This window comes from Angustibacter speluncae, assembly GCF_054777815.1.
On the sequence record NZ_BAAHAF010000114.1, the window covers coordinates 25,426 to 47,397 of the forward strand.

24 protein-coding genes are annotated in these 21,972 nt (G+C 74.5%); 15 read left to right on the plus strand and 9 right to left on the minus strand.

The annotated features are described in order from the left end of the window. Window positions 1-223: 223 nt before the first annotated feature. Window positions 224-892, minus strand: a complete 669-nt coding sequence (locus ACYVKY_RS14010) for a DedA family protein (RefSeq protein ID WP_460435606.1) — start codon at window positions 890-892, stop codon at window positions 224-226. Between the two features lie 81 nt (window positions 893-973). On the opposite strand from ACYVKY_RS14010, the gene ACYVKY_RS14015 reads away from it, so the two are divergent. Beyond that, a complete protein-coding gene (locus ACYVKY_RS14015; protein WP_460435607.1) occupies window positions 974-1,423 on the plus strand; it encodes an Lrp/AsnC family transcriptional regulator in 450 nt (149 codons plus the stop codon). Window positions 1,424-1,449: 26 nt separating this feature from the next. Further along, the gene (locus ACYVKY_RS14020; protein ID WP_460435608.1) at window positions 1,450-1,716 is read left to right on the plus strand and encodes a DUF4229 domain-containing protein; all 267 of its coding nucleotides are present in this window, start codon (window positions 1,450-1,452) and stop codon (window positions 1,714-1,716) included. 22 nt (window positions 1,717-1,738) lie between these two features. On the opposite strand, the gene ACYVKY_RS14025 is transcribed toward ACYVKY_RS14020, so the two are convergent. The 3 genes from ACYVKY_RS14025 to ACYVKY_RS14035 are packed head-to-tail and all read right to left on the minus strand — an operon-like array spanning window position 1,739 to window position 4,079. Then, window positions 1,739-2,035, minus strand: coding sequence for a hypothetical protein (locus ACYVKY_RS14025; RefSeq protein ID WP_460435609.1), 297 nt, complete (start codon window positions 2,033-2,035; stop codon window positions 1,739-1,741). Further along, window positions 2,032-2,925, minus strand: a complete 894-nt coding sequence (locus ACYVKY_RS14030) for a 1,4-dihydroxy-2-naphthoate polyprenyltransferase (protein ID WP_460435610.1) — start codon at window positions 2,923-2,925, stop codon at window positions 2,032-2,034. The genes ACYVKY_RS14025 and ACYVKY_RS14030 overlap by 4 nt, the downstream gene beginning before the upstream one ends. Beyond that, complete coding sequence (locus ACYVKY_RS14035) at window positions 2,922-4,079, minus strand: AMP-binding protein (protein ID WP_460435611.1); 1,158 nt, start codon at window positions 4,077-4,079, stop codon at window positions 2,922-2,924. The genes ACYVKY_RS14030 and ACYVKY_RS14035 overlap by 4 nt, the downstream gene beginning before the upstream one ends. Before the next feature lie 126 nt (window positions 4,080-4,205). Here ACYVKY_RS14035 and ACYVKY_RS14040 point away from each other — a divergent pair, with 126 nt between their 5' ends. After that, a complete protein-coding gene (locus ACYVKY_RS14040) occupies window positions 4,206-4,598 on the plus strand; it encodes an MmcQ/YjbR family DNA-binding protein (RefSeq protein WP_460435612.1) in 393 nt (130 codons plus the stop codon). Here the strand turns inward: ACYVKY_RS14040 and ACYVKY_RS14045 are convergent. From ACYVKY_RS14045 to ACYVKY_RS14055, 3 genes are all read right to left on the minus strand, one after another. Continuing rightward, window positions 4,595-4,993, minus strand: coding sequence for a cupin domain-containing protein (locus ACYVKY_RS14045; RefSeq protein WP_460435613.1), 399 nt, complete (start codon window positions 4,991-4,993; stop codon window positions 4,595-4,597). The two genes, ACYVKY_RS14040 and ACYVKY_RS14045, sit on opposite strands and share 4 nt — an antisense overlap. 196 nt (window positions 4,994-5,189) lie before the next feature. After that, window positions 5,190-5,666: a GNAT family N-acetyltransferase gene (locus ACYVKY_RS14050; protein ID WP_460435614.1), complete on the minus strand. Its 477-nt coding sequence runs from the start codon at window positions 5,664-5,666 to the stop codon at window positions 5,190-5,192. Beyond that, window positions 5,666-6,613, minus strand: coding sequence for a 1,4-dihydroxy-2-naphthoyl-CoA synthase (locus ACYVKY_RS14055; RefSeq protein ID WP_460435615.1), 948 nt, complete (start codon window positions 6,611-6,613; stop codon window positions 5,666-5,668). Before ACYVKY_RS14055 ends, ACYVKY_RS14050 begins: the two co-directional genes overlap by 1 nt. 18 nt (window positions 6,614-6,631) lie before the next feature. Here ACYVKY_RS14055 and ACYVKY_RS14060 point away from each other — a divergent pair, with 18 nt between their 5' ends. From ACYVKY_RS14060 to ACYVKY_RS14070, 3 genes are all read left to right on the plus strand, one after another. Next, entirely contained in the window at window positions 6,632-7,681 is a 1,050-nt protein-coding gene (locus tag ACYVKY_RS14060) for an o-succinylbenzoate synthase (RefSeq protein ID WP_460435616.1), read from the plus strand. Further along, entirely contained in the window at window positions 7,678-9,315 is a 1,638-nt protein-coding gene (menD, locus tag ACYVKY_RS14065) for a 2-succinyl-5-enolpyruvyl-6-hydroxy-3-cyclohexene-1-carboxylate synthase (RefSeq protein ID WP_460435617.1), read from the plus strand. Before ACYVKY_RS14060 ends, menD begins: the two co-directional genes overlap by 4 nt. Before the next feature lie 154 nt (window positions 9,316-9,469). Continuing rightward, the gene (locus ACYVKY_RS14070; RefSeq protein WP_460435618.1) at window positions 9,470-10,663 is read left to right on the plus strand and encodes a S1 family peptidase; all 1,194 of its coding nucleotides are present in this window, start codon (window positions 9,470-9,472) and stop codon (window positions 10,661-10,663) included. Between the two features lie 143 nt (window positions 10,664-10,806). Here the strand turns inward: ACYVKY_RS14070 and ACYVKY_RS14075 are convergent, their stop codons facing one another. Together ACYVKY_RS14075 and ACYVKY_RS14080 are read right to left on the minus strand one after the other, a co-directional pair. Continuing rightward, window positions 10,807-12,321, minus strand: coding sequence for a M28 family metallopeptidase (locus ACYVKY_RS14075; RefSeq protein ID WP_460435619.1), 1,515 nt, complete (start codon window positions 12,319-12,321; stop codon window positions 10,807-10,809). 169 nt (window positions 12,322-12,490) lie between these two features. Beyond that, complete coding sequence (locus ACYVKY_RS14080; RefSeq protein WP_460435620.1) at window positions 12,491-13,789, minus strand: isochorismate synthase; 1,299 nt, start codon at window positions 13,787-13,789, stop codon at window positions 12,491-12,493. A gap of 34 nt (window positions 13,790-13,823) precedes the next feature. Here ACYVKY_RS14080 and ACYVKY_RS14085 point away from each other — a divergent pair, with 34 nt between their 5' ends. The 9 genes from ACYVKY_RS14085 to ACYVKY_RS14125 form a co-directional block, all read left to right on the plus strand. Then, window positions 13,824-14,516: a class I SAM-dependent methyltransferase gene (locus ACYVKY_RS14085; RefSeq protein WP_460435621.1), complete on the plus strand. Its 693-nt coding sequence runs from the start codon at window positions 13,824-13,826 to the stop codon at window positions 14,514-14,516. A 103-nt stretch (window positions 14,517-14,619) separates the two neighbouring features. After that, complete coding sequence (locus ACYVKY_RS14090) at window positions 14,620-14,793, plus strand: CsbD family protein (protein ID WP_460435622.1); 174 nt, start codon at window positions 14,620-14,622, stop codon at window positions 14,791-14,793. A gap of 366 nt (window positions 14,794-15,159) precedes the next feature. Next, the gene (locus ACYVKY_RS14095) at window positions 15,160-15,534 is read left to right on the plus strand and encodes an NADH-quinone oxidoreductase subunit A (RefSeq protein ID WP_460435623.1); all 375 of its coding nucleotides are present in this window, start codon (window positions 15,160-15,162) and stop codon (window positions 15,532-15,534) included. A gap of 67 nt (window positions 15,535-15,601) precedes the next feature. After that, a complete protein-coding gene (locus tag ACYVKY_RS14100) occupies window positions 15,602-16,162 on the plus strand; it encodes a NuoB/complex I 20 kDa subunit family protein (protein ID WP_460435624.1) in 561 nt (186 codons plus the stop codon). Further along, window positions 16,159-16,950 (plus strand): NADH-quinone oxidoreductase subunit C, encoded by a 792-nt coding sequence (locus ACYVKY_RS14105; RefSeq protein WP_460435625.1) that lies wholly within the window; start codon window positions 16,159-16,161, stop codon window positions 16,948-16,950. The genes ACYVKY_RS14100 and ACYVKY_RS14105 overlap by 4 nt, the downstream gene beginning before the upstream one ends. A gap of 20 nt (window positions 16,951-16,970) precedes the next feature. Then, window positions 16,971-18,314, plus strand: coding sequence for an NADH-quinone oxidoreductase subunit D (locus ACYVKY_RS14110; RefSeq protein WP_460435626.1), 1,344 nt, complete (start codon window positions 16,971-16,973; stop codon window positions 18,312-18,314). Next, window positions 18,311-19,003: an NADH-quinone oxidoreductase subunit NuoE gene (nuoE, locus tag ACYVKY_RS14115; protein ID WP_460435627.1), complete on the plus strand. Its 693-nt coding sequence runs from the start codon at window positions 18,311-18,313 to the stop codon at window positions 19,001-19,003. Before ACYVKY_RS14110 ends, nuoE begins: the two co-directional genes overlap by 4 nt. 2 nt (window positions 19,004-19,005) lie before the next feature. Beyond that, window positions 19,006-20,316: a complex I 51 kDa subunit family protein gene (gene nuoF, locus ACYVKY_RS14120; protein ID WP_460435628.1), complete on the plus strand. Its 1,311-nt coding sequence runs from the start codon at window positions 19,006-19,008 to the stop codon at window positions 20,314-20,316. 1 nt (window position 20,317) lies between these two features. Next, the coding region (locus ACYVKY_RS14125; RefSeq protein WP_460435629.1) for an NADH-quinone oxidoreductase subunit G at window positions 20,318-21,972 on the plus strand (1,655 nt) is incomplete at its 3' end.

Below are 21,972 nucleotides of genomic sequence, written 5' to 3' on the forward strand. Positions count from 1 at the left end.
GCGGGTGCGCAGGACGCGACGGGCGTCGCGGCGCACGCGCCAGCTGTCGGCGCTGCGGCGCAGGTCTGCGGCGTGGGTCTGGGCCAGCTCGACGGCGGGAGCCATCTGGTTCATCTCTCCTCAGGTACAGGGTGGGTGCGTCCTTCTATTCTGAGGCAACGCACCGCATCGACCTGAGATTCCTCGGCAGAATGACCACATTCTGGAGCGGATGTGGGAGACCTCACACCTGTTCGTGCTCGCGGGCGGCCCGCCGGCTGCGCAGCCGTCGCACCACGGCCCAGGCCAGCACCAGCACGAGGGCCCCGACGAAGACCTTGTCGATCCAGCCGGCGTACTGGTCGACCTGCTCCCAGCGGTCGCCGAGCAGGGCGCCCGCACCGACGAGCAGGCCGTTCCACAGCAGCGACCCGGCCACCGTGTACAGCGTGAAGGTCGGCAGCGGCATCCGGTTCGCGCCCGCGGGCAGCGACACCAGGCTGCGCACGCCGGGCACGAGGCGGCCGAAGAACACCGCGGCGCGTCCGTGCCGGTCGAACCAGTCCGAGGCCTTGTCGACGTCCTCGCGGTCGACGAGCGGCAGCCGGGCCAGCGCGGCGGTGGCGCGGTCGTGGCCGAGCCAGGCGCCGAGGGCGTAGAGGGCCAGCGCCCCGACCAGCGACCCGGCGGTCGCGGCGACGAGCACCAGGGGCAGCGACAGGCTGCCCTGCCGGGTCAGGAACCCGGCGAGCGGCAGCACGACCTCGCTCGGGATGGGCGGGAACACCGTCTCCAGCGCCGTCAGCGCCGCGACGCCCGGCTCGCCGAGGGAGTCCATCACCGAGGCGACCCAGCCGCTCAGACCGGGCAGCTCGGCCGGGGACGACGACGAGGCGGACAGCAGCAGGGGCACCGTCCCAGCCTCCCAGCGACGGGGCGGGGTCGCCCGTCGGGTACCGCGTCCGCCGGTCGCGTCCCAGGGCAGACTGGCCCGGTGGACGACACCGACCGGGCGCTGGTGCACGCCCTGCGCGAGCGCGGCCGCGCGTCCTGGGCCGACCTGGCGCGCCAGGTCGGGCTGTCGGCCCCGAGCGTGCAGGAGCGGGTGCGCCGGCTCGAGGAGCGCGGGGTGCTGACGGGGTTCCACGCCGCGGTCGACCCGCGCAGCGTCGGGCTGGGGGTCAGCGCGCTGGTCGGCATCTACTCCAGCGACACCGCCGAGAGCGACGACGTCGCCCGCCGGCTGCGCGAGGTGCCCGAGGTCGAGGACTGCTGGTTCGTGGCCGGCGAGGAGGAGTTCGTCATCTTCGTCCGGGCCGCCGACACAGCAGCCCTCGAGCACGTGATCGCCAAGATCCGCCGCCTGCGCGGTGTCGCCCGCACCCGCACGACCGTGGTGCTGTCGACCCGGTGGGAGAACCGGCCGGGACCGCTGCCCGACTGAGCGGGTCGCCGTCCTACCCTGGCGTCGTGGGTCCCTTCGTCCGCTACTCGCTGCTGCGCCTGCTCGTGCTCGTCGCGATCGGCGCCGCGATGTGGGTGGCCGGGGCGCGCAGCTGGCTGTGGCTGCTGCTGACCGCGCTGCTCTCGCTCGTCGTCTCCTACGTGTTCCTGCGCGGGCCGCGCGAGGCGGCGGCGCTGGCGCTGAACGCGCGGGTCGAGGGCCGCACCCGCTCGCGGCTGGGCGCGCGCCTCGACGAGGACGCCGCCGCGGAGGACGCCGACGACCAGCGCTGACCGTCCGGATCGGGGCGGCTCGTCAGGGAGCGGGCGACAGCCGCAGGCGCAGCTCGTCGAGGAAGCCGTCGTAGGCGACGCCCTCGTCGGTGAGGGTGAAGTCGTCCGGCAGCGCGGTGCCGTGGTGCTCCACCAGCAGCTCGACCGCGGCCCGCACCAGCGGCGGCTCGCCGGTGAGGTCGACGCCCCACGACTCGCTCAGGTCGGCGGGGACGCGCACGACGTGCTCGGAGACGGTGCGGTCGTCGCCGGTCGTGACGTCGACGGCGTAGACGTGGGCGTCGACGACGCGGATGTCGGGCTCGAGCACGGCGCTCATGCTGCCAGACCGAGACCCAGCAGGAGGGCCAGCAGGAGCTCGAGCCGCCCGGTGGCCGCGAGCACCGGCACCAGGCCCGGGCCCCACGCGCCGCGCAGCACCGTGGTGGCGGCGACGACGGCCAGCGGGGCCGGTGCGAGCGCGAGCAGCGTCCAGAGGTACCCGGGGGCGTGCAGCGCGGTCGCGACCACGCAGGCGAACGCGCCGGCGAGCATCGCCGCGTAGAGCACCCGGGTGCGGGGCTCGCCCAGGCGCACCGCGAGGGTGCGCTTGCCGCTGGTGGTGTCGGTCGGGACGTCGCGCAGGTTGTTCACGACGAGGATCGCGCACGCGAGCAGCCCGACCGCGACGGCGCCGAGCACCGCGGCGACCGAGACCTCCAGCGCCTGCGTGTACGTCGTGCCGAGCACCGCGACCAGGCCGAAGAAGACGAAGACGAAGAGCTCGCCGAGACCGTTGTAGCCGTAGGGGTTCCGTCCGCCGGTGTAGTACCAGGCGGCCACGATCGACACCGCGCCGACGGCGAGCAGCCACCACGTCCCGCTGAGGGCGACGAGCACGAGGCCAGCCACCGCGGCGACGCCGAAGGCGGTGAACGCCGCGCGCTTCACCGCGCCGGGCTCGGCCAGACCCTGGCCCACGAGCCGCACCGGGCCGACGCGTTCGGCGTCGGTGCCGCGGATGCCGTCGGAGTAGTCGTTCGCGTAGTTGACGCCGACCTGCAGGGCCAGCGAGACGACCAGTGCGAGAACGGCTCTGAGCGGTTCGACGGCGCCGAGGTCGATCGCCGCCCCCGTGCCGACCAGCACGGGTGCGACCGCGGCCGGCAGGGTGCGCGGGCGCGCCCCGGCCACCCAGTGGCGGGTCGTCGTCCCGGTCGTCGAGGTCACCGCACGAGGGTACGGGCGGCGAGCTCGGCGGCCGCGCGCCGGTCCGGCTTGCCGATGCCGAGCAGCGGGACCTCGTCGACCACCACCAGGTGGCGCGGCGCGTGCGCGCGGCCGAGTCGGCCTGACACGGCGGCGCGCAGGACGTCGAGGTCGGGCACCGGCGAGCCCGCCACGACGGCGACGACCGCCTGCCCCCACTCGTCGTCCGGGACACCCACCACGACCGCGGCGTCGACCCCGGCCACGCCGTGCAGGACGCGCTCGACCGCTGCGGGCGAGACGTTCTCGCCGCCGGTGACCAGCACGTCGTCGGCACGGCCGAGCACCTCGACGCGGCCCTCGTCGCCGGTGCGGGCGAGGTCCGACGTCGTGAACCACCGGGTGCCGTCCTCGGTCGCGAACCCCGGCGACCCGTCGCGGTAGCCGGCGGCCACGACGTCGCCGCCGATCCGCAGCCGCCCGCCGTCGACCGCGACCTGCACGCCGTCGAGCGGGTGGCCGTCGTAGACGCACCCGCCGCTGGTCTCGGTGGAGCCGTAGGTGGTGACGACGCGGACGCCGGCTCCGGCGGCGCGGTCGAGCAGCCGCTGCGGGGCCGCGGCGCCGCCGAGCAGCACCCCCAGCGCTCCCGCTGCGCGGGTGGCCACCGCGTCGTCGAGCACCCGCGCCAGCTGGGTGGGGACGAGGGAGGCCCAGCGGGGTGCGGGGTCGGCGCCGTCGAGCGCGTCGGCCAGGGCGGCCGCGGTGAACGGGCCGTCCGGCAGCGTGAGCGGCGCCTGCTCGGGCGGCGCCGCGAGCAGCCCGCGCACCAGCACCTGCCAGCCGGCGACGTGGGTGAGCGGCAGGGCGAGCAACCAGCGCCCGGGCGGTCCCACCCGGGCGTGGGTCGCCCGGGCGCCCGCGAGCAGCGCGGACGCCGGGAGCTCGACGACCTTGGGCGTCCCGGTGGAGCCCGACGTGGGCAGCAGCAGCGCGGTGCCGCGGTCGACGGGCCGGTCGAGCCGGGCGGCGTCGAGCACGCGGTCGGCGGCCGGGCCGCCGGGGACGGGCAGCAGCGCGGGACCGGTGCCCTCCAGGGCCGCACGAAGCCGCTCGACCAGGTCCGGGACGGGGACGGCGGCCGGGCCGTCGACCACGACCACCTCGGCGCGCATGTCTCCAGGCTAGGTGGCGGACCGACGCGTCGGGGTCGCGGTGCTCCGGGCCGCCCCGCGGGCGCGCAGCGGCCTCGACCCCGACGCCTCTGTACGCGTCAGGGCCACCGGCGGCAGGATCGGGACGTGGCGCGGGGCGAGGGCGAGCAGGTCGAGCGGCTGCGGGCGCTGTGCCTGGCGCTGCCCGAGGTGGAGGAGCGGCTCAGCCACGGCGAGCCGACCTGGTTCGTGCGGGGCAGGCGGTCGTTCGTGATGACGGCCGACCACCACCACGACGACCGCCTCGGCTTCTGGTGCGCCGCGCCGGAGGGGGCGCAGCACTCGCTCGTCGAGGCGGACCCCGTGCGGTACTTCGTGCCGCCGTACGTCGGGCACCGCGGTTGGCTCGGCGTCCGGCTCGACCTGGCCGACCACGACGAGGGCGAGGTCGACTGGGACGCCGTCGGCGCCCACGTCGAGGACGCCTACCGGACGGTCGCCCCGAAGACCCTCGTCGCCCGCCTCGACGCGGGACGCTAGGCCGGCGCGGGCCCGTCGACGTTCACCGTCGGCTCGCCGCTGCCGCAGCGCACGATCACCGCGCGAGCCGCCTCGCCGGACGGGTTCGACTCGCGGTGCACGGCCCCGGCCGGGACGTGCAGGAAGTCACCCGGGCCGGCCTCGACGACGTGCGAGCCGTCCGGGCCCGACTCCAGCCGCATCCGCCCGCTCACCACGTACAGCGTCGTGTCGTGCTCGCCGTGGTGGTGCCAGCCCGAGACCGCGCCCGGCTCGGTGTCGACCGTGCCGCTCCACATCCCCTCGCCGTGCCGCGCGACCCGGCGGGCCATGCCCGGGGTCGGGTCGGCCTCGGCCAGCGCGTCGGCCGCCACGTGCGAGCAGGGCCGCGCGGCGTCGTCCGGGAGCGTGCTCATGGTGCCGACCCTCCCAGACCGCACGTCGACGGGGAAGCGCCCCGGGCGCTCGCCGATCGTCACGATCGGCCCGTGCCCGCGCCGCGGACCCGCGCATCGTCACGATCGGCGGATGCCCCGCCGCGTCGAGACCGCAGCAGTCGGGCGTACGGCCGTCCGGGACGCCCGACTGCTGCGGTCTCGCCGTGCCGGCCACTCAGAGGGGGCGCTTGAAGCCGACGTGGGTCGGCGCGTAGCCGAGACGCTGGTAGAAGCGGTGGGCGTCGTCGCGGGTGCGGTCGGACGTCAGCTGCACCAGCGTCGCGCCGCGCTCGCGGCCCCACCCGTGCGCCCAGTCCAGCAGCGCCGCACCGAGACCGCCGCCGCGCGCCCCGCGCGCCACCCGCACCGCCTCGACCTGGAGCCGGGTGGCCCCGGCGCGTGCCAGCCCGGGCAGCAGCGTGAGCTGCATCGTCGCGACGACCTCGCCGTCGTCGGTGCGCACGGCCACCAGCAGGTGCCGCGGGTCGGCGTCGATCTCGCGGAACGCGGCGAGGTAGGGCTCGGGGTCGTCGGTCTCGCGCCGGGCGCCGAGGGCGTCGTCGGCCAGCAGGGCGAGCAGCGCCGGGACGTCGGCCTCGGTGGCGCGGTCGACGACGAACGCCTTGCCGCCGACCGTCAGCACCGGGTCCATCAGTAGTACCGCGGGTACGGGCTCCAGTCGGGGGCGCGCTTCTCGAGGAAGGCGTCGCGGCCCTCGACGGCCTCGTCGGTCATGTACGCGAGGCGCGTCGCCTCGCCGGCGAACACCTGCTGACCCATCAGCCCGTCGTCGAGCAGGTTGAAGGCGAACTTCAGCATCCGCTGCGCCGTGGGCGACTTCGCGTTGACCTCACCCGCGACCTCGAGCGCCACCGCCTCGAGCTCGGCGTGGTCGGCGACGAGGTTCACCGCGCCCATCCGGTGCATGTCCTCGGCGGTGTACTCGCGTCCGAGGAAGAAGATCTCGCGGGCGAGCTTCTGGCCGACCATCTTCGCCAGGTAGGCCGAGCCGTAGCCGCCGTCGAAGGAGCCGACGTCGGCGTCGGTCTGCTTGAACCGGGCGTGCTCGCGGGAGGCGATGGTCAGGTCGCAGACCACGTGCAGCGAGTGGCCGCCGCCCGCGGCCCAGCCGGGGACGACGCACACGACCACCTTCGGCATGGTGCGGATCAGCCGCTGCACCTCCAGCACGTGCAGCCGCCCGCCCTCGGCGGCCACCCGCGCGGCGTCGACGGTGTCGGCGGTCTCGCCCTCGGCGTACTGGTAGCCGGAGCGGCCGCGGATGCGCTGGTCCCCGCCCGAGCAGAACGCCCAGCCGCCGTCGCGCGGCGACGGGCCGTTGCCGGTGAGCAGCACGGTGCCGACGTCGGGGGAGCGGCGGGCGTGGTCGAGCGTGCGGTACAGCTCGTCGACGGTGCCGGGACGGAACGCGTTGCGCACCTCGGGGCGGTCGAAGGCGATCCGGACGGTGGCGCCGCGCGGCCCGTCGAGCACGCACCGGTGGTAGGTGAGGTCCTGCAGGTCGAATCCTTCGACCGGCTCCCACGCCGACGGGTCGAAGATCTCCGAGACGCGGCGGTCGGACGTGGAGGCGCTCACGTGGGCGAGGATAGGCAGGTGCTCCACGACCCCGCCGACGTGCCCCTCGACGACGTGCTGGCGTCGCTCGTCGTGGTGACCGTCCCGATGCGGGTGCGGTTCCGCGGCGTGCTCGAGCGCGAGGTGGCACTCGTCCGCGGGCCCGCCGGCTGGGGCGAGTTCGGCCCCTTCCTCGAGTACGACGACCGCGAGTCGGCCTGGTGGCTGGCGAGCGCGCTGGAGAGCGCCTGGGTCGGGTGGCCCGAGCCGCTGCGCGAGCGCGTGCCCGTGAACGCCACGGTCCCCGCGGTGGCGCCCGACGAGGTGCCGGCCGTGCTCGCCCGGTTCCCGGGCTGCCGCACGGTGAAGATCAAGGTCGCCGAGCAGGGCCAGGCGCTCGCGGACGACATCGGCCGGGTCGACCGGGTGCGCCACCACCTCGGCCCGGACGTGGCGGTGCGCCTGGACGCCAACGGCGCCTGGGACGTCGACGCCGCCGCCCGGGCGCTGGCCGTCCTCGGCCACTACGACCTGCAGTACGTGGAGCAGCCGGTGCGCACCCTCGACGAGACGGTCGAGCTGCGAGAGCGCCTCGACGACCTGGGCATCGGGGTGGCGCTCGCGGTCGACGAGGGCATCCGCAAGGCCGACGACCCGTTCGCCGTCGCCGCCACCGGCGCGGTCGACGTCGCCGTGGTGAAGGTCGCGCCGATGGGCGGTGTGCGCCGCACGCTCGCGGTCGCCGACGAGCTCGCGCGCCGGCACGGCGTCGACGTGGTCGTCTCGAGCGCGCTCGACACCTCGGTGGGCATCGCGGCCGGGGTCGCGGCGGCCGCGGCGCTGCCCGTCGAGGGCGACCAGCTCGCCTGCGGCCTGGGCACCGTCGGCCTGCTGGCGCGCGACGTCGCGGCCGCGCCGCTCGTCCCGGCGGACGGCGAGCTGCCTGCGGGACGCGTCGAGCCCGACCCCGACCTGCTGCGCGACCTGGCCGCGGCACCTGAGCGCGAGCGCTGGTGGCGCGAGCGGGTCCGGCGCTGCCACGACGCGCTGCAGGAGCACTGGTCGGTGCTGCCGGCGAGCACGACGTGACCAGCGCGGACGCCGGCGCGCGCCTGGTGCGCGCGCTGCTCGACCACGGGGTGCGCGACGTCGTCCTGAGCCCGGGATCGCGCTCGGCCCCGCTCGCCTACGCGCTCGCCGAGCAGGAGCGGCTCGGCGCCGTCCGCCTGCACGTGCGCCACGACGAGCGCAGCGCGGCGTTCGTCGCCCTGGGGTGCGCCCTCGCCGACCCGACGCGCCCCGCGGCCGTGGTCACCACGTCCGGCACGGCCGTGGCGAACCTGCACCCGGCCACGGCCGAGGCGTGGCACGCGGCCGTCCCGCTGCTGCTGCTCACCGCCGACCGCCCGGCCCGGCTGCGCGGCACCTGGGCGAACCAGACCACGGGCCTGCAGCCGCGGATGCTCGGCGCCGCCACCGTGCTGACCCGCGTGGTCGAGGCCGACGACGACGTCGACTGGCGGGCGGTCGCGGCCGAGGTGGTCGGCGCAGCGGTGGGGGCGGGCGGCGGACGACCCGGGCCGGTGCACCTCGACGTCGGGTTCGACGAGCCGCTCGTGCCCGACCTCGGCGTCGAACCGCCTGCCTCGCAACCGGTCGCGGTCCCGACGCCACCGGCGGCGACGACCCCGACCGACCTGGCCACCGGGCCGCGCACCCTGCTCGTCGCGGGCGCCGGTGCCGGGCCCGGGGCGCGCGCGCTGGCCGAGGAGGCCGGGTGGCCGCTGCTCGCCGAGCCGTCGTCCGGGGCCAAGGGCGGGGTGAACCGGGTCGGGGCCTACCGGCTGCTGCTCGGCCCGGGCGGACCCGCCGACGACGTCGAGCGGGTGGTGGTGCTCGGGCGCCCGACCCTGTCGCGTCCGGTCACCCGGCTGCTCGCGCGGTCGGACGTCGAGCTCGTGCAGGTGGTGCGGCACCCCGACGACCCCGGGCCGGAGCGCGCGGTCACCCGGGTGCGGGGACCGGTGCGGGCGCGGGGCGTCCGCGACCGCGACTGGCTGGACGGCTGGGTGCGGGCGGGGGTGGCGGCCGAGCGCGCCGTCGACGACGTGCTCGACGAGGAAGGCGACGCCACCGGCCCGTGGCTGGCCCGGCAGGTCGCCTGCGCCTGCGCGCCGGGGGACCTGCTCGTGGTGGCGTCGTCGAACCCGGTGCGCGACCTCGACCTGGTGGCCCCGCCGGCCGACGGCGTCGACGTGGTCGCCAACCGCGGGCTGGCCGGCATCGACGGCACCGTCTCGACCGCGGTCGGCGCCGCAGCGGCGAGCGGACGTCCGACCCGGCTGCTGGTCGGCGACCTGGCCGCCCTGCACGACCTCGGCGGGCTCGTCGTCCCGTCGTCCGAGCGGGACCGGCTGCGGCTGCAGGTGGTCGTCCTCGACGACGACGGCGGCGGCATCTTCGGCCTGCTCGAGCACGCCGAGCGGCCGGAGGTGTTCGAGCGCGTCTTCGGCACCCCGCACGGCACCGACCTGCTCGGGGCGGCGAGCGCGCTCGGTGCCACGGCGCACCGCGCCGCCGGTCGCGACGCGGTCACGCAGGCGACACGTGCTGTGCCGCAAGGGGTCTCGGTGGTGGTCGTCCCGGCCGACCGGTCCGGTCTCGCGGCCTTGCACGCCCGGCTGGGCGCCGCCGTCGCCGACGGCGGTGCTGGCGTCCGCTGACGCGCGTGTGCTAGGACGAATTCGGACAATTCTTCCCAAAAGGGCTGACAAAACCGTCACGGAACGGTCACGCTCAGGTCACGCCGGGGTCACGACCCCGGCCCGGTGGCGGCCCCGACGGTGTGGTCGCGCCGGCGACTTGGGGAGAACGAGAATGCGACTGCGCAGCCCGCTCACGACAGCGGCGGCGGCCACGGCACTGGGCTTCGGCGTCCTGGGCCTGACCGGCCCGGCCACCGCGGACAGCCCGTCCACCGGGAACGTCTCGGGCACCAGCGGCTACGACGCGACGATGCTCGCCGTGATGGCCGACACCTTCGGCACCAGCACCAGCCAGGCCGCCCAGCGGCTCGACCGCGAGGCCGTGCAGGGCGCCGCCCTCACCACCCTGGGCGGCGAGGGCGTCACCGTCGACGGCGCGTTCTACGACGGCGAGCAGCTGGTCGTGCAGGTCGAGCCCGCGCAGGCGGCTGCCGCCCGCGCGCAGGGCCTGACCCCGCGCACCACCGGTCCGGGCCAGTCCGAGCTCGCCGCGACCGCCGCCTCGGTGCCGCAGCTCGCCGGCGCCGACCTGGCCCAGGTGCAGTCCTGGGGACCCGACATCGAGACGCAGTCCGTGCTCGTGACCGTCGACCCCGCCGCCGACCCGGCGCTCGTCGAGCGCCTGCGCGCCCAGGGCCTGACGGTCGAGACCGGTGACAGCGAGGGCGTCGCCCCCACCGCCGACGTCGTGCCCGGCCAGATCATGGACCTCGACCCCGGCACCAACTGCTCGCTGGGCTACCCCGGCACGACCTCGGACGGCGACAACGTCCTGCTGACCGCCGGCCACTGCGTCGAGGGGCTGCCCGACATCCTCGACAAGAACGGCGAGCACATCGGTGTCGGCGTCGACAGCCGGTTCGCGTCCGGGCAGCCGAGCGTCGACATGGGTCTGATGGACATCGACGCCGAGGACACCGGTGTCGGCTTCGTCGACACCCGGGGCGGCTCGACCGTCACGATCACCGGCGCCTCGTCCGCCCCCGTCGGGACCTCGATCTGCAAGGCCGGCAACACCACCGGCTGGACCTGCGGCGAGATCGAGGCCTACGGCCTCACCGTCAACTACGGCGACGGCCTCGGCGGCGTGACCCCGACCAGCGGCCTGGCCCGCGCCACCGTCTGCACCGAGGGCGGCGACTCCGGCGGCGCCTACATCTCCGGCAGCAGCGCGCAGGGCATGACCTCGGGCGGCCCGGTCGGCGCCGAGTGCGGCTTCAACGGCGGCGACGTCGGCTCGTACTCGTTCTACCAGCCCGTCGTCGACGCGGCGTCGTACTACGGCGTCACCGTCACCACCGGCTGACGCCCGAGGCCCCGACGCCGCGAGTGGTTGCCTCGCGGTGCGGGAAGCAACCACTCGCGGCGTCCGTGCCGCGCACCACCCGGGACGACGGAGGGGCCCCGCACCACCGGTGCGGGGCCCCTCGTCGCGTGCGCGTCAGCCGGTCAGGCCGCCGCGTCGTGGTCGTGCGCGTGGGCCGCGGACGACACCTTCGTCTGCGACCGGACCGTCGCCTTGGCCTTGCGCGAGTCGACGCCGTTGATGTCGGCGGTCGACAGCGCGTACACGCCCACCGCCCACGCCATGGCGTCGATGTTGCGGTCGAACGCGACCCGGTCGACGTTGCCCAGGTCGTCGCACACCTGGTGGTAGCACGGGTCGTAGGCGATGCCTGCCGTGCCGCCCCACTTGGCCGCCTGGTCGGCGGTCTTGATGCCCTCGGCACCGGTGAACAGACCGCCCGCCGGGATGCCGACGGCGATGAACTCGCCGTAGTCGGAGCGGCCGGAGAAGTCCGTGCCCTCGGTGGGCACGCCGATCCGCTGCGAGAAGAAGTCGGTGAACGTCTTCTCGATCTGCGCCGAGCCGTAGGGCCCGGCACCGGCACCGACCGCGTCCGAGTCGTCGCCGTCGTAGACGAAGTAGGCGGCGTTCGGCGACCCGATCATGTCGAAGTTGAGGTACAGCGCGATGTCGAGCTGCTGCTCGAACGTGAGCGACTGGACGTACTCCGTCGAGCCGATCAGACCGAGCTCCTCGGCGCCCCACCAGGCGAAGCGCACCGCGTTCTTGGTGCTCGGGCTGCTGCCCATCTTCAGCGCGACGTCGAGCAGGCCGGCCGAGCCGGTGCCGTTGTCGTTGATGCCCGCGGCCACCGCGTCGAGGTGCGCCCCCGCCATCACCACGTTGTCGGTGCGGCCGGTGCGCGTCTGGGCGATGACGTTGCGCTGGGTGCGGGTGACGACCTCGTAGTCGAGCTCGAGGGTGGCGGACTGACCGGCCAGGGCGGCGAGCGTGGTGCCGTCGGCCTGGCTGACGCCGGCGGTGGGCACGACGCCGGGGTTGGTCAGCGTGACGTTGGTCAGCGGGCCCGCGGTGTTGTTCGAGATCAGGACCGCCGCCGCACCCGCTGCGGCCGCGTTGAGGTGCTTCTGCTCGAAGGTGCAGCCGCCACGGCGGATGAGCGCGATGCTGCCGGTGAAGTCCTGGCCGGCGAAGTCGCTCGCCTCGCAGCCGGTCGTGGCGTCCTCGTGGACGACGCGCAGCGGACCGGTGAAGCCACCCGGCACCGTCTCGGGGCTCTCCTCGAGCTTGTCCGCCTGGTAGGACCGGCCGCCCACGGTCACGCTGTTCGCGACCGCGACCTCCTCCTCGTACTGGAACTCGGGCGTGCTCACGAGGAACCCGGCCTCGGTGAGCTTGCCCGCGACGTAGTCGACGCTCGCGTCGTAGCCCGGGGTGTTGGCGGCGCGGTTGCCGCCGTTGCGGTCGGCGATGCGCTGGAAGGCGATCAGGTGGCGGTTGGCGTCCGTCCCCTTGGCCTGCTTGACGAGCCGCTCGGCCAGGCGCGTCGGGTCGGCCGGTGCCGCCGTCGCGGGGGCGGCCAGGGAGGCGACGAGCGCGGCGGCGCCGAGGGCGCCGACGACCGCGAGCCGTCCCCTGCTCTGCGTGAGGTGCATGGAGGTCCTTCCGGTGCGTGCGGCGGGCGCCGTTGCCCGCCTGCCCGGGCGCGCGCCCGACCGCCGTCGTGCGGCGGGGGCGGTGTGGTCCGGGTGGGTGACACCCTGGCCCCGGCCGGGTGACCGGTCAAGGGGGCCCGGCGGACGGGCTCGCCGGCCGGGTCGGCGCTCAGCCCAGCGCGTCGCGCATCGGCACGAGCTTGGCGTCCGACTCGGCCAGCTCGGCCTCGGGGTCGGACCCGGCGACGATGCCGCACCCGGCGAACAGCCGCACGCGAGAGGGGTTCTCGGGGTCCTGGCGGGCGGAGCGCAGGGCGATCCCCAGCTCGCCGTCGCCCCGCGCGTCGACCCAGCCCACCGGCCCGGCGTACCGGTCGCGGTCCATGCCCTCGAGCTCGTCGATGAGGGCCGCGGCCACCGGCGTCGGCGTGCCGCAGACGGCGGCGGACGGGTGCAGGGACGCCCCGAGGTCGAGCACGGACGGCGTACGGGCGCCGTCGCGCGGCAGCACGCCGGTGACGTCGGTCGCCAGGTGCATGACGTTGGGCAGGTGCAGCACGAACGGCGCCTCGGGCACGTTCATGCCGTCGCAGTGCGGCGAGAGCGCGTCGGCGACCGAGCGCACGGCGTACTCGTGCTCCTCCAGGTCCTTGCTGGAGCGGGCGAGCGACCCGGCGAGCGCCAGGTCGTGCTCGTCGTCGCCGGTGCGCCGGATGGTGCCGGCCAGCACTCGGGAGGTGACGAGGCCGCGCTCGCTGCGCACCAGCAGCTCCGGCGTCGCGCCGACCAGGCCGTCGACGGCGAACGTCCAGCAGGAGGGGTAGCCGTCGGCCAGCCGCGCGAGCACCCAGCGCAGGTCGACCGGGTGCTCGGCCACCGCCTCGAGGTCGCGCGCCAGCACCACCTTGTCGAGGTCGCCCGCGGTGATGCGCTCGACGGCCGCGCCGACCGCCGACATCCAGCGCGGGCCCGACCGGGCGCCGTCGGCGTACCGGACCACGCCGGGGCCGGTCGGCGGCTCGGCCGGGACGGGCGCGCCGGTGGGCGGGAGCTCGGCGCCGACCGTGGTGCGGGTGACCCACCACCGGCCGTCGCGGTGGCCGACGACCGTCTGCGGCACCACGAGCACGCCGCCGGCGGACGAGCGCGGCGAGAAGGGCAGGGACACGAACGCGACCGGTCCGGTGCCGGGCAGCCGCACGTCGTCGCGGACGACGGCGTGCCGCACGAGCTCGCGCCAGGTGGACGGTGCCTCGGCGACCGCGACCCCGGACGGGAGGTCGACCCGCAGGCACTCGCCGAGCCCGACGAGTCCCTCGCCGCGCCGGACCCAGGCGGTGACCGGGCCGGGCGGCAGCAGGTCGAGCAGGGCGCCGGGGTCGTCGACCGCGGTGGTGCGGCTGACCAGCGCCCGCCCCTGGACCGCCGGGTGCGGGGCGTCCTCGGGCGCCAGGGGGTGAGTCGACATCACCGCAAGGGTAGGCGGGTGGGAGGATCGTCCGGTGACCCGGGCGCAGCTGGACAAGCAGCCGGGCGACGTCGCGTCGATGTTCGACGACGTCGCCGACCGCTACGACCTCACCAACGACGTGCTGTCGCTGGGGCAGGACCGCCGGTGGCGCAAGGCGGTCGTGCAGGCCGTCGCGGCCGAGCCGGGGGAGCGACTGCTCGACCTCGCGGCGGGCACCGCCACCTCGACCGAGCCGTTCGCCGATGCCGGCGTGCGCACCGTCGCGAGCGACTTCTCGCTCGGGATGCTCCGGGTGGGGCGGCGTCGACGTCCGGACCTGCCCCTCGTGGCGGGGGACGCGACCCGGCTGCCGTTCGCCGACCACGCCTTCGACGCCGTGACGATCTCGTTCGGCCTGCGCAACGTCGTCGACCACCCCGCCGCGCTGCGCGACATGCTGCGGGTGACCCGGCCCGGCGGCCGGCTGGTCGTCTGCGAGTTCAGCCACCCGACCTGGGCGCCGTTCCGCACCGTCTACACCGAGTACCTCATGCGCGCGCTGCCGCCGGTGGCACGCCGGGTGAGCTCGAACCCCGAGGCGTACGTCTACCTCGCCGAGTCGATCCGGGCCTGGCCCGACCAGGCGGCGCTCGCCGACCAGGTGCGCGAGGCCGGCTGGACTGACGTGCGCTGGCGCAACCTGTCCGGCGGCATCGTCACGCTGCACCACGCCACCGCGCCCTGACCTGCGGCTCGGCGCCCCCGGCTCGACGTGCGGAGCCCTGCGAGTCGTGCTGTCGTGGAGGCAGTCGCCGCCCCTGACGGCGACCCGGCACACGGAGGACGTCATGGGTCTCGACGACAAGGTGGGCAACGCGGCCGAGAAGCTCGGCGGCAAGGCCAAGGAGGCCGTCGGCAAGGGCACCGACGACGAGCGCCTCGAGCAGCAGGGCAAGAACGACCAGACCCGCGCCGACGTGAAGCAGGCCGGCGAGAAGGTCAAGGACGCGTTCAACCGCTGACCACGCCTGCACCCGGGCCCGTCGCGCACGTCGCGGCGGGCCCGTCGTGCGGTCGGCGCGGGTGGGGCAGCGGGCTTAGGTCATCCTCACCGGACAGGCCCCTCCCGCTCTGCGTAGACTCGCGCGCTGGTTAGTGAACGGCTTCACAAGCGCCCCTCGCAGGGGCCGGCGGGTGGGACGGGAGGACGGGTATGGACGCGATCGCACGCCGGCGCGACGACCGGCCCGTCGTCGTCCCGGTCCGCCTCCGGACAGCGGCGCCCGCGGCATGAGCGCCTGCGCCGACGTGATCTGCGCCACCCCTACTATGGGCGGCGCCCACACACCTGCAGGCCGTGGTCCTGCAGCCCAGAGGGGAGCCTGAGGGTGGAGCCGTCGTCGTTCAACCCGTACATCCCGATCCTGGCCATGCTGGCCATGTCGGTGGGGTTCGTCGTCCTGTCGCTGGTCACCAACTCGCTGGTCGGCCCCAAGCGCTACAACCGCGCGAAGCTGGACGCCTACGAGTGCGGCATCGAGCCCACCCCGCACGCGGCGGGCGGCGGCCGCTTCCCGGTGAAGTACTACCTGGTCGCGATGACCTTCATCATCTTCGACATCGAGGTCGTCTTCCTCTACCCGTGGGCGGTCGCCTTCGAGGAGCTCGCGCTGTTCGGGCTGGTGGCGATGCTCGGCTTCCTGTTCCTCATCACCGTGCCGTTCGTCTACGAGTGGAAGCGGGGCGGTCTGGAGTGGGACTGACCTCGTCGCCCACGGGCACGCACCGCACGACCAGCACACCCGGCACCACGGACGGAGGGCCCCGCTGATGGGCAACGGTCTGGAAGAGAAGCTGCCGAGCGGGTTCCTGCTCGACACCGTCGAGAACGTCATCGGCTACATGCGCTCGAAGTCGGTGTGGCCGGCCACCTTCGGCCTGGCCTGCTGCGCGATCGAGATGATGGCGGTCGGCGGCCCGAAGTACGACATCGCGCGGTTCGGCATGGAGCGGTTCTCGGCCACCCCGCGCCAGGCCGACCTGATGATCGTCGCCGGCCGGGTGAGCCAGAAGATGGCCCCGGTGCTGCGCCAGATCTACGACCAGATGCCCGAGCCGAAGTGGGTCATCGCCATGGGCGTGTGCTCCTCCTCCGGCGGCATGTTCAACAACTACGCGATCGTCCAGGGCGTCGACCACGTCGTGCCGGTCGACATCTACCTGCCCGGGTGCCCGCCGCGGCCCGAGATGCTGATGAACGCGATCCTCGAGCTGCACGAGCAGATCAAGGCGATGCCGTTCGGCGTAAACCGCACCAAGGCCGCCCGCGCGGCCGAGGAGGCGGCCCTGGCCGCGGTCCCGACGTCGCGGATGAAGGGCCTGCTGGCATGACCGACGGCACCACCACGGGCACCGGCGCACCCGACCCGCAGGGCGCCGGCGCGCAGCCGACCCACGGCCAGGTGGCCGACGGCGCCGACGTCGACCTGCGCGAGCCGACCGCCGAGGTGGTCGCGGTCCGCGAGGGCATGTTCGGCGTCCGCGGCACCGGCGACACCTCGGGCTACGGCGGCCTCGTGCGCGCGATCGCGATGCCCGGCGCGGCGCAGCGGCCGTTCGGCGGCTGGTTCGACGAGGTCGCCGACGTGCTGGCCGAGGTGCTCGGCGAGCCCGGCGACGACGGCGCCGCCGGCCCCGGCTGGGACGCCGCGATCGAGAAGGTCGTGGTCGACCGCGGCCAGCTGACGCTCTTCGTCCGCCGCGAGCACCTGCTGCGCGTGGCGAAGGTGCTGCGCGACGACGACGACCTGCGGTTCGAGATGTGCCTCGGCGCCAGTGGCGTGCACTACCCGGAGGAGCCCGGCCGCGAGCTGCACGTGGTGTACCCGCTGCTGTCGATCACCCACAACCGCCGGCTGCGGCTCGAGGTGGCCTGCCCCGAGAGCGACCCGCACGTCCCGTCGATCACGTCGGTGTACCCGGCGAACGACTGGCACGAGCGCGAGGCGTGGGACTTCTTCGGCATCGTCTTCGACGGCCACACCGCGCTGACCCGCATCCAGATGCCCGACGACTGGCCGGGCCACCCGCAGCGCAAGGACTACCCGCTGGGCGGGATCCCGGTGGAGTACAAGGGCGCCACCGTCCCGCCGCCGGACACCCGCCGGCGCTACAAGTGACGACGGACGGGAGGACGGCGATGAGCGAGGACACCGTGACCGACGAGGGCGGCAGCAGGTACTTCACCGCGTCCGGCGGCGACTGGGACGAGGTCGAGGCCGCGATCCGCGAGCGCACGGCCGGCTCGTCCCTGCGCGAGGAGCGCATGGTCGTCAACATGGGCCCGCAGCACCCGTCGACGCACGGCGTGCTGCGCCTGATCCTCGAGATCGACGGCGAGACCGTCACCGAGGCGCGGGCGGGCATCGGCTACCTGCACACCGGCATCGAGAAGAACATGGAGTTCCGCACGTGGACGCAGGGGGTCACCTTCTGCACGCGCATGGACTACGTGATGCCGATCATGAACGAGACGGTCTACTGCCTCGGCGTCGAGCGGCTGCTCGGCATCACCGACGACGTGCCGGAGCGCGCCACGGTCATCCGCGTGATGATGATGGAGCTGCAGCGCATCGCCTCGCACCTGGTGTTCCTCGCCACCGGCGGCATGGAGCTCGGCGCCACCACGATGATGACGAACGGCTTCGGCGCCCGTGAGGTCGTGCTGCGGCTGTTCGAGATGATCACCGGTCTGCGCATGAACCACGCGTACGTGCGCCCGGGCGGTCTGGCGCAGGACATCCCGCCGGGCGCGCTCGACTCGGTCCGCGAGGCGATCCCCGAGCTGCACCGGTACGTGCGCGACCTCGAGCTGCTCGCCAACGAGAGCCCGGTGGTCAAGGCCCGCCTGGTCGACGTCGGCATCGTCGACCTCGCCGGCTGCATGGCGCTCGGGCTCACCGGCCCGATCCTGCGCTCCACCGGCCTGCCGCACGACCTGCGCAAGTCGCAGCCGTACTGCGGGTACGAGACCTACGAGTTCGACGTCCCGACCCGCGACACCTGCGACGCGTACGGCCGCTTCCGCATCCGGCTCGACGAGATCTACGAGTCGCTGCGCATCGTCAGCCAGTGCGCCGACCGGCTCCAGCGCATGGGCCCCGGCCCGGTGATGGTGGCCGACAAGAAGGTGGCGTGGCCGGCGCAGCTCGCGCTCGGCGGCGACGGCATGGGTAACAGCCTCAACCACATCCGCGAGATCATGGGCACCTCGATGGAGTCGCTCATCCACCACTTCAAGCTGGTGACCGAGGGCTTCCGCGTCCCGGCCGGTCAGGTCTACGAGGCGATCGAGTCGGCCAAGGGCGAGCTCGGCGTGCATCTGGTCAGCGACGGCGGCACCCAGCCCTACCGGGCGCACTTCCGCGACCCGTCGTTCAACAACCTGCAGTCGGTCGCGGCGATGTGCGAGGGCGGCACCGTCGCCGACGTCATCGTCGCCGTGGCCTCGATCGACCCCGTCATGGGAGGTGTGGACCGGTGACGTACGACCCGCAGGTGCGCGAGCGCCTGGTCGCCGACGCGCAGCAGATCATCGCGCGCTACCCGCAGGCGCGCTCGGCCCTGCTGCCGATGCTGCACCTCGTGCAGTCCGAGGACGGCTACGTCAGCCCCGACGGCATCCAGCTCTGCGCCGAGGTGCTCGACCTCACCGCCGCCGAGGTGTCGGCCGTGGCGACCTTCTACACGCAGTACAAGCGCCACCCCAACGGCGAGTACACCGTCGGCGTCTGCACCAACACGCTGTGCGCGGTCATGGGCGGCGACGAGATCTACGCCGAGCTGTCGTCGCACCTCGGCGTCGGCCACGACGAGACCACCGACGACGGCAAGATCACCCTCGAGCGCGTCGAGTGCAACGCGGCCTGCGACTTCGCGCCGGTCGTGATGGTGAACTGGGAGTTCTTCGACAACCAGACGCCCACCAGCGCCAAGTCCCTCGTCGACGACATCGGCGCCGGCCGCGACGTCGTCCCCACCCGCGGCGCGTCGAGCGTGTGCACCTTCAAGCAGATGTCGCGCGTGCTCGCCGGGTTCGACGACGGCCGCGCCGACGAGGGAGTGAGCGCCGCGGGCGCCAGCCTCGAGGGGCTGCGGCTCGCGCGCGAGAAGGGCTGGCGCGCACCCGAACCCGTGCGCGGCGGCCGCAGCGACCAGGGCGAGGAGAGCTGAGCGTGGCCACGACGCTGACCCCGATCCTGTCGGACACCTGGGACAAGGACCGCAGCTGGACGCTGGACGGCTACGTCCAGCACGCCCGCGGCTACGAGGCCCTGCGCGCCGCGCTCGGTCGCACGCCCGAGCAGCTGGTGCAGACCGTCAAGGACTCCGGCCTGCGCGGCCGCGGCGGCGCGGGCTTCCCGACGGGCATGAAGTGGGGCTTCCTGCCCAAGCCCGACGGCGGCCCCCGCTACCTGGTCGTGAACGCCGACGAGTCCGAGCCGGGCACCTGCAAGGACGTCCCGCTCATGTACGCCAACCCGCACTCGCTGGTCGAGGGCGTGGCGATCACCTCGTACGCGATCGGCTCGAACCACGCGTTCATCTACATCCGCGGCGAGGTGCTGCACGTCTACCGCCGGGTGCTCAAGGCCGTCTCCGACGCGTACGCCGCGGGTCACCTCGGGAAGAACGTGCACGGCAGCGGGTTCGACCTCGACGTCACCGTGCACTCCGGCGCGGGCGCGTACATCTGCGGCGAGGAGACCGCGCTGCTCGACTCGCTCGAGGGCCGGCGCGGGCAGCCGCGGCTGAAGCCGCCGTTCCCGGCGGTCGCCGGCCTGTACGCGCGCCCCACGGTGGTGAACAACGTCGAGTCCATCGCGTCGGTGCCCGCCATCGTCCTGAACGGCGCCGACTGGTTCTCCGGCATGGGCACCGAGAAGTCGACCGGCTTCGGCTTCTTCTCGCTGTCGGGCCACGTCACCCGTCCCGGCCAGTACGAGGCGCCGCTGGGCGTCACGCTGCGCGAGCTGCTCGAGATGGCCGGCGGGGTCCGCGAGGGCCACGAGCTGAAGTTCTGGACGCCGGGCGGCTCGTCCACGCCGATCTTCACCGCCGAGCACCTCGACGTCCCGCTCGACTTCGAGGCCGTCGGCGCGGCCGGCTCGATGCTCGGCACCCGCGCGCTCCAGATCTTCGACGAGACCACCTCGGTGGTGCGGGCCGTGCTGCGCTGGACCGAGTTCTACGCGCACGAGTCGTGCGGCAAGTGCACCCCGTGCCGCGAGGGCACGTTCTGGATGAAGCAGGTGCTGCGCCGCATCGAGGCCGGCAAGGGCACGCCGGAGGACATCGACGTGCTGCTCGACACCTGCGACAACATCCTCGGGCGCTCGTTCTGCGCCCTCGGCGACGGCGCCACCAGCCCGGTGGCCAGCGCCATCAAGTACTTCCGGTCGGAGTTCGAGGCCGGGATGACGACGCCCGCGTGGGAGCTGTTCCCCTACGCGCGCTCCACCGTGTTCGCGGAGGTGCAGGCCTGACATGACCGCCACCACCGACCGCCCGGCGCAGGCCGCCGAGCAGATGGTCACCGCCACGATCGACGGCGTGAGCGTCCAGGTGCCCAAGGGCACGCTGGTCATCCGCGCCGCCGAGCAGATCGGCGTGCACGTGCCGCGCTTCTGCGACCACCCGCTGCTCGACCCGGTCGGCGCCTGCCGCCAGTGCCTGGTCGAGATCGCCACCCCCGGCCCGGACGGCTCGCTGCGCGCGATGCCGAAGCCGCAGCCCTCGTGCGCGATCGAGCTGACCGAGGGCATGGAGGTGAAGACGCAGGCCACCTCGCCGGCCGCCGAGAAGGCGCAGCACGGCGTGATGGAGTTCCTGCTGATCAACCACCCGCTCGACTGCCCGGTCTGCGACAAGGGCGGCGAGTGCCCGCTGCAGAACCAGGCGATGAGCGACGGCCGTGCCACCTCGCGCTTCGTCGACGTCAAGCGCACGTTCCCGAAGCCGATCAAGATCTCCAGCCAGGTGCTGCTCGACCGCGAGCGGTGCGTGCTGTGCCAGCGGTGCACCCGGTTCTCCAAGGAGATCGCGGGCGACCCGTTCATCGACCTGCAGCACCGCGGCATCCAGCAGCAGATCGGCACCTTCTCGCCCGGCGTCCTCGGCATCGCGACGCAGGGCGAGCAGATGCTCGACGAGTCCGGCGTCCCGTTCGCGTCGTACTTCTCCGGCAACACGATCCAGATCTGCCCGGTGGGCGCGTTGACCAGCGCGTCGTACCGCTTCCGCTCCCGCCCGTTCGACCTGGTCTCCACGCCGAGCGTGTGCGAGCACTGCGCGAGCGGTTGCGCCACCCGCACCGACCACCGCCGCGGCACCGTCCTTCGCCGGCTGGCCGGCGACGACCCCGCGGTGAACGAGGAGTGGCTCTGCGACAAGGGCCGGTTCGCCTTCACCTGGGCGACCGGTACCGACCGGCTCAGCGTGCCGATGGTGCGCGGCGCCGACGGCGAGCTCGAGCAGGTGTCGTGGCCGGTCGCGCTCGAGACGGCCGCCCGCGGCCTCGAGCGGGCGCGCGCCGGCAAGGGCGTCGGCGTGCTGCCCGGTGGTCGCCTGACCCTCGAGGACGCCTACGCCTACAGCAAGTTCGCGCGGGTCGCCCTCGGCACCAACGACGTCGACCACCGCTCGCGCCCGCACAGCACCGAGGAGGAGCAGTTCCTCGCGCACCACGTCGCGGGCCGCTCGCTGGCCTCCGCGGGTGCCGTCACCTTCGGCGACCTCGAGCAGGCGCCGGCGGTGCTGCTGGTGGCGCTCGAGCCGGAGGAGGAGTCGGCGATCGTCTTCCTGCGGCTGCGCAAGGCCGTCCGCAAGCACCGCACCGCGGTGCACGCGGTCGCGCCCTACGCGACGCGGGGGCTCACCAAGCTCTCCGGCACCCTGGTGCCCGCCGCCCCCGGCACCGAGGCCGAGGTGCTCGCCGCGCTCGCCTCGGGCGAGGTCGGCGTCGCCACCACCGCCGAGGCGCTGCGGGCGCCCGGTGCGGTCGTCCTGGTGGGCGAGCGCGCGGCGACCGTCCCGGGTGTCCTGTCGGCCGTGCTGCGGGTGGCCGAGGCCACCGGCGCGCGCGTGGCCTGGGTGCCGCGACGTGCCGGCGAGCGCGGCGCCGTCGAGGCGGGCACGCTGCC

Bases quoted from the DNA above. Each gene is read 5' to 3' on its own strand.
- ACYVKY_RS14045 (WP_460435613.1), bottom strand. From the start codon at position 4,993: ATGAGCACGCTCCCGGACGACGCCGCGCGGCCCTGCTCGCACGTGGCG.
- ACYVKY_RS14025 (WP_460435609.1), bottom strand. From the start codon at position 2,035: ATGAGCGCCGTGCTCGAGCCCGACATCCGCGTCGTCGACGCCCACGTC.
- ACYVKY_RS14075 (WP_460435619.1), bottom strand. From the start codon at position 12,321: ATGCACCTCACGCAGAGCAGGGGACGGCTCGCGGTCGTCGGCGCCCTC.
- ACYVKY_RS14070 (WP_460435618.1), top strand. From the start codon at position 9,470: ATGCGACTGCGCAGCCCGCTCACGACAGCGGCGGCGGCCACGGCACTG.
- ACYVKY_RS14105 (WP_460435625.1), top strand. From the start codon at position 16,159: ATGACCGACGGCACCACCACGGGCACCGGCGCACCCGACCCGCAGGGC.
- ACYVKY_RS14035 (WP_460435611.1), bottom strand. From the start codon at position 4,079: ATGCGCGCCGAGGTGGTCGTGGTCGACGGCCCGGCCGCCGTCCCCGTC.
- ACYVKY_RS14100 (WP_460435624.1), top strand. From the start codon at position 15,602: ATGGGCAACGGTCTGGAAGAGAAGCTGCCGAGCGGGTTCCTGCTCGAC.
- ACYVKY_RS14080 (WP_460435620.1), bottom strand. From the start codon at position 13,789: ATGTCGACTCACCCCCTGGCGCCCGAGGACGCCCCGCACCCGGCGGTC.
- ACYVKY_RS14090 (WP_460435622.1), top strand. From the start codon at position 14,620: ATGGGTCTCGACGACAAGGTGGGCAACGCGGCCGAGAAGCTCGGCGGC.
- ACYVKY_RS14050 (WP_460435614.1), bottom strand. From the start codon at position 5,666: ATGGACCCGGTGCTGACGGTCGGCGGCAAGGCGTTCGTCGTCGACCGC.
- ACYVKY_RS14110 (WP_460435626.1), top strand. From the start codon at position 16,971: ATGAGCGAGGACACCGTGACCGACGAGGGCGGCAGCAGGTACTTCACC.